The sequence below is a fragment of the Shimazuella sp. NTD250 genome (genome assembly GCF_059510375.1).
The window spans coordinates 119812-132660 of record NZ_JCAJZS010000002.1; the positions used below are offsets into that span (position 1 = coordinate 119812).

Consider the following 12849-nt stretch of genomic DNA (forward strand, 5'->3'; position numbering starts at 1 on the left):
GGCATATCATCCTTTAATCTCATAAAGACTTGTCTTACTTTTCATCTCTGTGATCAAATCATAGAGCTTGTCCCATCGATGCTCATTGCAACACTCTACCAAAGCTGAACCCACTACAGCTCCATCAAAATGGCTCTCCACTACCGTTTTTACATTATCAGATGTTTTTATCCCAAATCCCGCAACAACTAAAGGAGGAGCATGCCTTTTTATCCTCTCATGATAGACTGGTAGATTTTCAAAAGTAACAGTTGGTGATCCAGTCCTTCCCGAGTAGGTTTGTGCATAAACGATGGAAGACTTACTAGCGATAGTGGCAATTTCTTGATCTGTCATATGCGGCTGCACAAAATGCACCATATCTATTCCATAATCCCTTATATCTCGTGCTATTTCCTCTCTTTCCTCTATCGAACAATCTGGGATCAGCAAAGCATCTATCAGCTGATTTCGAACTAATTGTTCAAATATATCAGATTGAAACAAATCAGATTGATAACTCATCACCCAAATTGGTTTCTGTACTCTTCGACGAATATCTTTCACAAAGGGTATGAACCATTGGTCTACATTTTCCCGTACTTTCGCATGTCCCTCTTGAATAACAGGACCGTCTAGATGAGGATTTTTACTTGGTATACCTAATTCCAAAATATCCAAACCAGCTAAAAGGGCATTTTCAATGATCCTCGTCGATTGCATCGAATTTGGATGCCCTGCTATCAAATAACCTATTAGTAGTGCTTCGTGCTGTTCTTTCATATGCTGCCATGTTTTTTGATTTCGCTGGCTATTAAATATCATGAGGAATCACGCCCTATTTTTTGCAAAATCACTGCAACGATTACAATGCAACCTGTTACTACATCTTGCAAAAAAGAGGGAACCTCCAACATGGTCAAACCATTTGCTAGTATCCCAATTATGGCTGCCCCAACAAAAGTACCCCAAATATTAGGAACACCTTCTTTAAAAGACGTCATTCCTAGAAAAGCCGCAGCATAAGCAGGTAAAAATAATCCATCTCCACTCGTTGGTTGTGCAGACCCTAGTCGAGAAGCCATAAGTATCCCTGCGAGTGCAGCTAGCAGCGCACAAAAGGCAAATGCAAGATTTTTATTTTGTGCCACTGATACACCTGCATTTCGGGAAGCAGATTCGTTACCCCCGATGGCGTACAGCTTTCTGCCAAATGCCGTATGTGACATGATATACCAAAACACAATCGTTAAAAATAGCATGATAAACGATAAAACAGGGACTGTAAACCACATCTTCTGTCCTAGATAACGAAATGACTCTGGTATGTTTTCAAAAATGGTAGCTCCATCAGTGAGCCAAAAGGTGATCCCACCAAGAACGGTCCCCATCCCTAATGTTGTGATAAAAGATAAAACTTTAAATTTGGTGATAATCCAACCATTTATATAACCAATAACAATAGAAATCACCAAAGGAATCAAAACACAGAGCCACATTGACTGCCCTGCTACCGCTAACTTTGCAGCTATTACTCCTCCTAAGCTCGCCATCGCTCCAATGGAAAGATCAAATTCCCCAACTGCCATGACTAATGTAGCACCGAGCGATATAATCACCAAGAAAGAGATTTGTCTGCTGATATTGATTACATTATCCACTGTTGCAAACGAATCTGGACTAAGAAGGCTGAAACATAAAATGATTAGTACCCCTGCAAAAAGTGTCCCGTATACCCGAAACCATTTCTGCAAAGAAACAGCGTATGTTGTTTGCACCCTATTCATTTATGACATCACTCTGCTTTCTCTGGTTGTAACATACTTGCAAAATCTGCTCCGCAGTGACAGCATTATTTGGAAATTCAGCTACTGTTCTACCCTCGTGCAGGACATATATTCGATCCGCAATATCCAGTACTTCTTGTACATCAGAAGATACAAATAAAATAGCAGCATCTTTCTCTGCTTGTTCTATCAATAAGCGATGAATCTCTTCTCTTGTCATAACATCGACTGCTTGAGTAGGTTCATCACATAAAAATAGTTTGGGATCAGACAACAATGCTTTCGCAAACACGACTTTCTGTTGATTTCCCCCGCTCAATTCCTTTATTGGTTGTTCTATACTAACTGCCTTAACTTGCAATTTCTCCATCCAAGTATGGACTTCTGCCTTTTCTTTTTTCCTTCTTATTCGGAGAATGGAAGAAAATTTGGGTAAGGTAGATAGTGTCATGTTCTCTTTTACCGACATATTTAACACCAATCCATCTGCTCTTCGGTCTTCAGGTATGAGAATCACACCACGTCTAAGAGAGTTTTTAGGAGAAAAAGAAGTGATGTTTCTTCCCTTCATCACAAGTCTCCCATGACGCATCTTCCTTGTGCCGTAAATGGTTTCTAGCAATTCTGTACGGCCAGAACCAGCTAACCCAAAAATTCCTACTATCTCTCCTTGTTCTACATGCAAGGAAACATCTTGTACTTTCTGATCGACAGAAGAGACTCTTTCCAATTGAAGAACATCCAATTTGCTGGTATTTACTGATCTTTTGATCTGTTTGTCCGCTGCTGTAGTCTGATCCGTCATCAATTGCACCAATTTTTCTTTATTCATGTCTTTCGTAACAAATGTTCCTGCTACTTTTCCATTTCGCATCACGGTAACGCGTTGGGACAAACGTAAAATTTCGTTCATCCGATGAGAAACATACAGGATGGATGTACCTTTAGCCGCAAGTTTATCGATCAAATCAAATAGGAGTTCTGATTCTTCATCATTTAATGCTGCTGTCGGTTCATCCAATATAAGTAACCTGCAATCGAGCATGGCTGCACGCATGATTTCAAGCATCGTTTTCTCCGATGGAGTCATGTTCTCTGCTATTTTTCCTAAGTCTAACGATATTCCAAGATTCGATTTTAATTGCTCCGCTTTTTGTTTCATTGCTTTCCAACGAATCTTAAAACCTAATGGATATGTTGGATAAGTCAAACCTAAAAATAGATTTTCATAACCGGTAAAGCTATTGATCAATTGGCGATCTTGGTGCACCACTTGTATGCCGATTTTCCTGGCTATTTTAGGTTCCGTGATTTCTATTTTTTTATCTTGCCACAAAATGCTTCCACCATCTGATGAATATATTCCAGTCAATATTTTGATGAGCGTAGATTTACCTGCACCGTTTTCTCCGACTAACGCATGAATTTCTCCAGCCTTTATATCAAGGGACACACTTGAAAGAGCGTAGTGATGTCCAAATCGTTTGTCCAGCTGTCTAACTTGTAACAAGATTCATCCCCCTCCTAATATGTGAAGGAGGATGCAGGCAAATGCTGCATCCTATTTATTTTCCAGCATTTTCTTTGGTGATGAGAGTAGCTGGAGCATATTGTTCTTTTTCGGTTACTGCCTTTCCTTGGAAAACTTGCTCGATTTGTTTGGTGACCAGTTCCGCCATACCAGTGAAGTTTTGTTTTACGGTTGCTACTAATGGCGAACCTTTTTTAATCAAATCAACTGCTTGGCTGTTTCCATCGATACCTGTTACAATGATTCCTTTGCGGCCGGCAGCTTGAATTGCTTGAGTTGCACCAATTGCTGGTTCATCCCACCCTGCCCATACTGCTGTTATCGATCCATCTTCTTTATTGGCAAGTAGTATATTTTCCATTTGTTTTCGTGCATTTTCAATCGGTCCAGGCACATTAACCTGCTGTTCAATCACTTTTTTCACATATGGATTTTGTTTGCGAAGTTTGTCTAACTCCAATGTTCTTTTCAATACACCCGGATGCGGACGATAGGTTAAAACAACTAGATTAATTGGTTTGTTTCCGAGTTGTTGAAACAAATGCTCTGTGATCAATTTGGACATTGCTGTATTATCACTTGTTGCATTCATAGCCATTCCATCAATATAAGCCGAATCACAGCCAAAGACAGGAATATTTTTTTCTTTTGCTGCTTGAATCTGCGCTTTTAATTGGTTTGGATCTGTGCTCACCAATACGATTGCATCCACATTCGCAGCAATCACATCTTCCATTCTACTAGCAAGCTGACCAACATCCCCTTTGGTATCCACAACATTGGCTTCCCAGCCTTTTGCCTTGGATTCCTTCTTAAGTGAATTCACCATTTGGTTTGTTGTCACGGAGGAAAGATAAGGGGTGAGGATCGCGATCTTTTTGGTATCTTTTTTCGATCCACATGCGGTAAGAGTCAAAATCAATGAGAGCGCTATCACAATAGACAGAATCTTTTTCATATTTTCGCTCCTTTTGCATTTAGTAAAAATGAAATTTTTGTTTTTTCTTTCATCCCATTCTGAGATATTTTACAGTTAGGAACTTTATATTCTTTAGCATAAACGTTTAATATTTTGTTTGTAAATAATATTATTATAAATCTCATAAAAAAATAAAATTCTCATAAATAGAAAAAATAGGATAACATTAAAAATCATTTACAAAAGCTTAATATTAAGAAAAAACTGATATCATCTCGCTGTGATAATATGATCACGCACCCGCTCAACACACTTAGGAGAACGAATGCGTCTCAGTGACAGTGCTCGATTTTCCGGAGAAGGAAACCCGCTCACAATCTCTTATGGAGATTTCACACTCTTCATCTAGACATCCGAAGATGGATATTCCTCTTCGGAGGACTCTGTGAAAGTCAGTCACATCCAGCGTATTCAAATCAAAAAAGGGGAAGGGGTCATCCTGGACATTTCTTCGATTCATGAAGATGTGATGATCAATTTCTCCACCATCGAAGGAACACTCAACTTCTTCATGGAAAAAAACGGGGAGTCGCAGGATTTCTACTACATGTGGCTCGACAGGGATGCCGAAACCCTAACAGCCTTTGTTAGTAGTTAATGAGTGACAGGGGTCAAACCTGACACTCAAAAGCGTGCTTCCTTCCGGGAGCACGCTGCTGAAAATAGTGAATGATACAATAAAGACTCCCACCGTATTCATAAAAAAATACGATGGGAGTTCTTCTGTTTTTTCATATACCTTTCGTAATATTCTCATCCCAGTCAAGAGAGAGCTGCTCAAAACCTTGACCTATCGGATTTAAGCTAAAATTAGAAAAACGCACTGATACGAGACGAACCCCTCCTGTATAGTCAAAAGTATCTATTAATTCTTCCAGTAAAAAATACCAATCTATGTTCGAAGTCACGGTTTGTTGTTTAGAATGGGTTGTAAAATCTGCATATCTGATTTTTAAAGACAATGTTTGGGGATATAATTTTTTCTTTTTCACTACTTCGATAACTTCATCTAAAAGTTCTCTTGCAACGGGAGCTATTTCATCTCTTTCATACAAATCAACAGGCATAGTAGTTTCTCTGCTGACAGACTGCGTAGCTCGATTCATGACAATCTCTCTATCATCTCTTCCTCTCGCTCGATCATAGAGATCATAGCCAAATTTCCCAAACATCTCGACTACTTCTTCACGAGCCAGCTGCCAAAAGTCTTTAATTGTATAAATTTCTTTTTGTGCTAAACGTTCTTTCGATCGTTTTCCGATTCCATGAATAGTACCTATAGGGAGGTTTTCCAAGATGGATAAAGCATCTTCTGGACGAATAATCACGAGTGCATCTGGCTTCCTAAGATCGCTTGCTATTTTTGCTAATGATTTGTTATAGGAAAGCCCGATGCTACACGTTAACCCGGTTTCCTCTTTTATTCGCTGTTTGATTTCTCTCGCAATCGGAACAGCATCCGGATAGTGAGAGACATCGAGATAAGCTTCGTCCAAACTGATCGTTTCATAACGATCCGTATAGCTGGTATAAACATTCCGCACTTCTGCTGATTTTTCCCTATAGCGATCATATCTAGGAGGAACGAATATCCCTTGGGGACACTTTCTTCTCGCAACCACCCCAGGCATCGCAGAATGCACCCCAAAAGCCCTAGCTTCATAGCTACAGGTCGAAACTACCCCACGGTTCTCTCTTCCCCCTACAATTACCGGTTTGCCCCGCAGTGAAGGATTGTCCAATTGCTCTACGCTGGCAAAAAAAGCATCCAAATCCATATGTAGTATTTTCCTCACTGCGCAAAACCTCCTCATCAAACATACATTTGCATATATATTATGAGGTTATTCTGAATGACAATCAACAGCACCATCTAAACTTGTTCAAAATAAAAAATGCCCTTTTATCTTATAAAGTGCACCCATAAAATAAACATTGGATAAACCTCAGATAATCTAATCTATAGTGCCCTTTACATTAGAAAAAAAATTCAGAAGGGTGCAAGGTAAACGTACCAGGACTTCCATTACTGCTTTTAATTTGCTTCATCACTGCCAGCTATACCGAAAAAAGAAAAGCCAATCAACTTAGGATTAGCTTCCATAACTTTAAATTTTATATCAAATGTGGTCCTTCACCATCGGTTTAAAAGCAAAAGGTTATATAACTTTTGTTTGGTTATCTTATTTAGGAAACAATAACCTATTCCGTCTAAAACTAAATTTATCAAATACCAAATTTTTTTCATCATTAGATAGAATATCATCTTTTAATGCTACTTCAAATTCTTTATCAAGTTTAAACATCTTAGCAACATCCAACACTTTTTCTTTTGCCTCCATGTTTACATTTCTAAACGTAGCTACAATTTGAGCTGAAATATGTTTCTTTTCATGTGCAAACCTAAAGTTGTTATACTCGGTCAGAAGGATATCACACATTTCGTTGATATAGTCATCATCACTTTCTCGTAAAATATCAACAATTAGATTGGTCATACAAGCCTTATTCAATGAGTCAAAGTAAGGTATGTATAATTTTAATAGTTTGCCTCTATAGTGTTTATCTTTTTCAACATCCGATCTCATTGCTCCGTTTAGCAAAGAAGTAACATTGCTTGTTTCTAATGAAGCAAGCAAAATACTATCAATATCCTTCACCTCAATGTCGTCCTGTAGCAATTGATAAAAAATATCCTCTTTATCTTCGTTTGTTTCAAGTGCTAAGAAAAATCTTCCTGTAGTGTTTTGAATTGTAACTAAATTAGCTTTAAGTTTATTCACATCTAAAAAAGCTGCATTTTTTATTAGCTTTAACACTTTTTTTGCAGAAATCATAGTAAACTCTGAATAAAGCTCTTTCAAGAAACTCTCAACTTTTAGATGGAAATTGTCTAATAAATAATCAACATAAAGGTCCAAGTTATTATTTTTCTCTGTAATATATTCATTACATGACTTCAAAAACTGAAATGCATCGATTTTAGAGGAGTCTGTACTTGCATTGTTAATCGCATATAAAATGGATTCTACAGCCTTTGATTCAGGCATTAGATTTCCAATATGCATCAGTGCCTTAATAACAAGTTCTTGATGTCCTTGGTTTGTTACATAGCTAAACAACCCATTGATATAGTTAGTGATATCTGATTCATCTAACTTTTTAGCGACTATAGAAAAGAACTTCACAAAATCATTCGCCCAGTTTAGATAGTTGATCCATTCATCACCTTGAAAGAATGATATACCGTCTTTCATAAATGTGCGGATAAAGTAATCATTTTCTGATTCTTTTCCAAGAAGTGCATATAGTGAATACACTCTATCGAAAAAAGAAACATCATAAGACCGAGCTTGTGCAGGAAGATTTATTTTTCTAAATAATGTTGTTCTTTGCGTTTCAGTAAAGGATACATTAACTGTTTCAAATAGCCTATCATTAATGGATGTTTCTAATACATTGTTTAATAGAGAGTCAAATGTTTTTGTAAAACTTTCAAAATTCGTATCATTACTTGTCAAAACATACTCTATTACACCTATTATCTCTTCTATGATGTTGTCGTTATTTTCTGGAAGATGTTTTGAAATAAACACATCCAATCGCTCTGCAAAATCCTCGTTATTTTCTATACTAAAAGGGATTTTCTGAATGATTTGCATAATTCCCATAATGTCTTGTCGTTCTTTGAACGTACATTCAGTTACAGCAGCTACAATCTTGGAGCCTGATTTCGAATCAATATTTTTTAAAACTGGAATTAACAATCTTACCGTATCTACCACGTGATTTGTATGCACTGATGTGATGACTAATGGTATTGACTCTATAAATTCAATCGTATAGCGGTCTCTAATTAATGGAGCGACCCCAAGAAATGTTTCTATTTCTTGCTTCAATCGATCTCCTTGTATATTTTTCAAATCATCCACTAATTGCTCATAAAACCAAAAATCGAAATATTCCCAAAATAAGTCACTATGTTTCCTATAAAGGGAGTGTATTTCTTCAAAAGGAAAGAAGGAATAGTCATTGTGTTCAGCAGCTAGAAATACTTTAATTTTCTGACAAACACTTGTTGGTAAATGTTCATTGTCATCTAATAATATATTAAGAAGACTTGATATCTCACTAATGAAGTTTTCATTATTCATTTCTTTCCCTAGATTGGTCCTCCAGTTTTCGCTTCTCAAAAAGAGCTCTTCCATTAGGAACAAAAGTGCTTTTTCAATACCTTTATTGTTTTCAGCTGAATGATAAACTGCTAGTACATTTTTTGGATCTATCTGCCAGAAACGAATTTGAGATATTTCTATATTGGATAATCGATAGGAAATAGCATTGGCAAGTCCTTTTTTCCCTTCTGAAACGTAATTTATTAATTGAATTGCGGCTTTAACGGTAGAAGGTAATTCTTTTCTTGATGAACGTTTTACTTCTTCGATGATAGCAAAGGCAAGATTTTCAGGATTTGATTCTTTAGTCAATAAAGTTACAATACCTTTTTCATTTCCACTTACTAAATTCTTTCGAATTGCACGCTGTTTTTCATCTCCAGCTTTCAACCCAATTGTATCTTGAGCTAGATAGATGTATGGAGCTAAGTTTTCCACTGTAATATGTTGGGTCCGAGACAGAAAATTTATTAATCCTTCATAATGTGGTTTGATTCTATAAGTGGCATCCTTTTGATTAAAAAGTATCTTTATGGAAGTTTTAGTTTCCTCGTCATCAGGATTTTCCTCTTGATAAAATTTTATTAAGTCTTCTAAGTAGCTAAAGTCCTGGACGACCTTCATATATATATCATTGTAATCTGATTGGATAACTGAAAGCTTTGCAAGGAACTTGATTCCATTTTCTCCCGTTAATAATTGCTGTTCTAATTTTCTTTTCTTAGCTTCCCTTGAATGGGCTATCAATAAATTATTAGAAAAAGTGTTTAACAACTTTTTTACTTGTCTTGGTGTACTTACCTCCGAATGAATGAGAATATCAATAATTTCTTCAAATTGACCATTACATAGTTTAACAAGCCCTGGTGCTTCTTGTTTTGTTATATTAGTAGCAAATTCGCTCATATCATTTTCGATGATCGGAGGTAAAGGTATTCTAAAATGAAATAATTTATCTAGAAACAGCTCGCCGTCTATATCACTAGATTCACTCAGTTTTTCTTTCTCTAAGGCGTTAATTAATATATTTTCATCACAAGTTACAATAAAGATACATTCGTTTATTTCTACGAACGCTTTAATTGCATCTAGAGCAGCAACTACTTTTTTTGTACTGAGCCTATCTAGGTCGTCCACGATGACCACTAACTTTTTAAAATCTGGATTTTTCAGCTTATATTTTCTAATTTCTTCTTTAAACAGTTCTTCGTACTCATCTGCAGTCTCAACTGGCTTAACTAACTTCACATCTGCCATTTTCGTCTGCAAGGAGGACTTTACAAGATCCTCTAATATCTTAGCGAGAGGTGCAATGATAACAACCACCCAGATATTTTGTTCAAATGTTTTAAATGTATCCTTTGCATTTTCCATAAATGTGTTAGAAGTAAACCACGCATTAAGGGCATCCCAAATATATAAACAAATAAGAACAGATACTGAAGATAACAAAAATAGTGCTACCATCACTACTATTAGCTGAATCATGTCTTTAGTCAATTGCCATGGTGTAACGATTTTATCATTAATGGTAGCGGTCACACTACTCTTTCTAAAGCTTTCTGCAAATAGTTTCATATAACTAATATCTATATCTCGATTAAATGTTTGCCAGAGGTGCTTTAAAAAAGCTTTCTTTAAGGAATCGTTTTCATATTTCCATGCATTGATTTCATGAGTTAGTACTTCTGGTTTTCCCTTTAATTCTCGTTTTAATAAGTTAATGATGGAGGATTTCCCCACCCCCCATTTCCCAATTAAGGCGATATTAAAAGGCGGTTCATGTTCCTCAATTATTTTTTTCAGATTTTTTGCATAGTCCTCATGGTGGAACGCATCGTTTGATTTGTCCGTCAATGCTGTGTCTTTTAAAAAAAAGCCTTCTTTCAATCAATTCAACCTCCTTGAGATAAGTTTTTCTAAAATGGACTTAAAGATCTTATAATTTTTTAAGGACCCCCCTTTTTATATGAAGATATCAAAGAAACTAGATATGCTCCAGATTATGGATAATTCAGTGAAGAAATGAACAGTGAAAACAATAACGATTTGATTTGTATGGAATCAATTTCTTTAAAACAATAAACATGATAAAACGCCTTCTGAATATGACTTTTAACATTTTCCATTTGAATAATACATAATCCTTTTTTTGTCGGTAAGTTATTATTCGTTTAATGTTTAGACATGATTGATTCAATTAGGAGAGTCCTCCCTGTTAGAACTAATAGCTATGAAACGAAGCTCAATTGAAAAAATTAATTGATACTAGAATCGATATTTTTTGAATTGCTTCTAGTTTCTTTTTTTACCTGATACAGTTCACAGGCAAAAAAAGTAAAATAGACAAATTGATTTAGATAAGAGAAAAAATAACAATAGACGAATTACTCAGTGTGAAAAGCACATAGAAGACCGATGCAGAGAAATGACAATTAAATAATGCGTTTGGAAAGTTTAGGCACTACCGAAATCTCCCTAAATAGATCACATAGATATGATAAATGGACTTAAAAAAAGGAATGTACCCTCTCGAATATTTCGTTTGTAGCCTTTTGATCTTTCACGATCTTTTTTTCCATTTACAATTTCAAGTCATATCTAACGAGTTCTTACTGATTTAATTATTTTTTAGGAACGATGCAATTTCCTTGTATATATTGATTTGATTTTTTGTTTTCGTTATCTCATGTCCTTCGTTAGATAGAATAATACAATTAACTTTTGACTGTACATTTTTAAGTTTGTTAAAAAAAGTAAGAGTTTCTTGATAGGGAATACGAGTGTCATTTTCCCCATGAATTAGCAAAAGTGGTGATGTCAACTTATCTATATGATAAATAGGAGAAACCTCACGAAACCATTTTCTGTCCAATTTCAAAGAACCATACTCAAACTCACGAAAACGTCTTCGGTGTATGCTTGTATTTTCTAAATAGCTTTCTAAATTAGAAATAGGTGCAATAGCAACACCCTTGGCCCAAATTTCAGGATAAGTAGTCATAGCTGCTAGAACCATAAAACCTCCATAGGAATGACCCATAATAGAAACATGACGTGGATCTATCCATTTTGACTTGGCTAAATATTGATAACATGCATGTAGATCTGCAACAGCATCCCAACGCTTTCTACCATCATCTAGCTTCGTATATGATTTTCCGTAACCTGTCGACCCTCTAATATTGGGTGTCAGTACAACAAATCCATTACTTACAAAGTACTGAATAACTGGATTAAATATAGGTCTGGCTTGATCTTCGGGTCCTCCATGAACATGAATAAGAGCAGGTAATAACTTATTTGTTTTTGCATTTGTAGGAAGATACAACCATCCAGGAACATTTAAACCGTCAAAACTAGTACAGTGAATTAATTGAGGCTGAACATAAGTAGATTTAGGTAAGTGAGAAGTAATCCAGGTACTTTGTTCTATATCTAATATCCATAGATTGGTGGGATGTTGTGAACCATCTAATGAGATCGCGAGATATTTGTCATTTGCCCATGTCGCATCCCAAACATAACCTAATGGTAAAGAAGGAAGTGAGATCACTCTGTTTTTTTCTATCTCTATAAGACGAAGGATAGATCGGCCATCTTTCCGAATACCATATAATAAATATCTTCCATTAGAACTTAATCTACAAAGATCAATTCCTTTATCTTGAAAAGATGCAATTCTAGTGCGAGTTTTCTTTTTCAGATCCAACCAAATAAGTTCGGCATAATCTGTCTTTTCATCCGTAACAATCAGTAATTTCTCTCCACTCCCATGAAAATCCCAACTCCAATGATAGGCTTGTCCTTTGTGTGGAGTAAGGTGTTCCAATTCTCTCCGTTCTAAATGAAACAAAAATAAATCATTATTCATGGTTCCTTCTGATCGACGCATAAGCAATATACTTTTACCATTTGGATTCCATTGAAGAGGAGTCCAATACTCATTAGACTGCAATATTATTGATTTTTTCTTGGTATTTTTTATCGATTGAATATACATGTCAAAATACTTTGGGTTTCTTCGATTACTCGAATATAAAATGTAATTGCCATCTGGTGACCAACCACCAAAAAAGTTAACCGATTTTCCGTCTGTAAGTAGTTGATGCTCTCCTTGATCCTTTAATAAATAAATTTGGTACTTTTCATCTCCCTCCTGATCCATCGTAAAAGCCAAAATAGGATCAGTAGGAGAATAAGAAACCTTTTTAACCGCATTGGTAAGAGAAGTTGCCTGTTTTGTGGATTGATCTTCTACATTCATCACCCAAATCTGATTGGTTTCCGTTTGATTAGACAAATAAGCAACCTGCTTACCATCATGTGAGAAACTTGGACAATGACAGGTGTTGATATTTAAAAAGGGTTGTATTCCTCCACTATCCATCCAAATAC

The 12849-nt window shown here is 36.0% G+C and carries 8 protein-coding genes; 1 reads left to right on the forward strand and 7 read right to left on the reverse strand.

Annotation, left to right across the window (positions count from 1 at the left end; all coding sequences use genetic code 11):
- Window positions 1-6: 6 nt before the first annotated feature.
- Genes trpA through AC5WOF_RS05415 form a run of 4 tightly spaced genes read right to left on the reverse strand, consistent with a single transcriptional unit; the run spans window position 7 to window position 4255 of the window.
- On the reverse strand, window positions 7-804 hold the full coding sequence (trpA, locus tag AC5WOF_RS05400) for a tryptophan synthase subunit alpha (RefSeq protein WP_496048926.1): 798 nt from the start codon (window positions 802-804) through the stop codon (window positions 7-9).
- Complete coding sequence (locus AC5WOF_RS05405) at window positions 801-1766, reverse strand: ABC transporter permease (RefSeq protein WP_496048927.1); 966 nt, start codon at window positions 1764-1766, stop codon at window positions 801-803. Before AC5WOF_RS05405 ends, trpA begins: the two co-directional genes overlap by 4 nt.
- Window positions 1759-3276 carry a sugar ABC transporter ATP-binding protein gene (locus tag AC5WOF_RS05410; RefSeq protein WP_496048928.1) on the reverse strand — a complete coding sequence of 506 codons (1518 nt, stop codon included), beginning with the start codon at window positions 3274-3276 and terminating at the stop codon, window positions 1759-1761. The genes AC5WOF_RS05405 and AC5WOF_RS05410 overlap by 8 nt, the downstream gene beginning before the upstream one ends.
- Window positions 3277-3331: 55 nt before the next feature.
- On the reverse strand, window positions 3332-4255 hold the full coding sequence (locus AC5WOF_RS05415) for a sugar ABC transporter substrate-binding protein (protein ID WP_496048929.1): 924 nt from the start codon (window positions 4253-4255) through the stop codon (window positions 3332-3334).
- A gap of 406 nt (window positions 4256-4661) precedes the next feature.
- On the opposite strand from AC5WOF_RS05415, the gene AC5WOF_RS05420 reads away from it, so the two are divergent.
- Complete coding sequence (locus AC5WOF_RS05420) at window positions 4662-4874, forward strand: hypothetical protein (RefSeq protein WP_496048930.1); 213 nt, start codon at window positions 4662-4664, stop codon at window positions 4872-4874.
- Window positions 4875-5007: 133 nt separating this feature from the next.
- Here the strand turns inward: AC5WOF_RS05420 and dinB are convergent, their stop codons facing one another.
- The 3 genes from dinB to AC5WOF_RS05435 form a co-directional block, all read right to left on the reverse strand.
- The gene (gene dinB / locus AC5WOF_RS05425) at window positions 5008-6072 is read right to left on the reverse strand and encodes a DNA polymerase IV (RefSeq protein WP_496048931.1); all 1065 of its coding nucleotides are present in this window, start codon (window positions 6070-6072) and stop codon (window positions 5008-5010) included.
- A gap of 387 nt (window positions 6073-6459) precedes the next feature.
- Complete coding sequence (locus tag AC5WOF_RS05430) at window positions 6460-10341, reverse strand: KAP family P-loop NTPase fold protein (protein ID WP_496048932.1); 3882 nt, start codon at window positions 10339-10341, stop codon at window positions 6460-6462.
- Between the two features lie 730 nt (window positions 10342-11071).
- Entirely contained in the window at window positions 11072-12841 is a 1770-nt protein-coding gene (locus tag AC5WOF_RS05435; protein ID WP_496048933.1) for a S9 family peptidase, read from the reverse strand.
- Window positions 12842-12849: the final 8 nt, after the last annotated feature.

What these genes read in the sequence shown, in the direction of transcription:
- AC5WOF_RS05415 (WP_496048929.1), bottom strand. Translation starts at nt 4,255, where the DNA reads ATGAAAAAGATTCTGTCTATTGTGATAGCGCTCTCATTGATTTTGACT.
- trpA (WP_496048926.1), bottom strand. Translation starts at nt 804, where the DNA reads ATGATATTTAATAGCCAGCGAAATCAAAAAACATGGCAGCATATGAAA.
- AC5WOF_RS05405 (WP_496048927.1), bottom strand. Translation starts at nt 1,766, where the DNA reads ATGAATAGGGTGCAAACAACATACGCTGTTTCTTTGCAGAAATGGTTT.
- AC5WOF_RS05435 (WP_496048933.1), bottom strand. Translation starts at nt 12,841, where the DNA reads ATGGATAGTGGAGGAATACAACCCTTTTTAAATATCAACACCTGTCAT.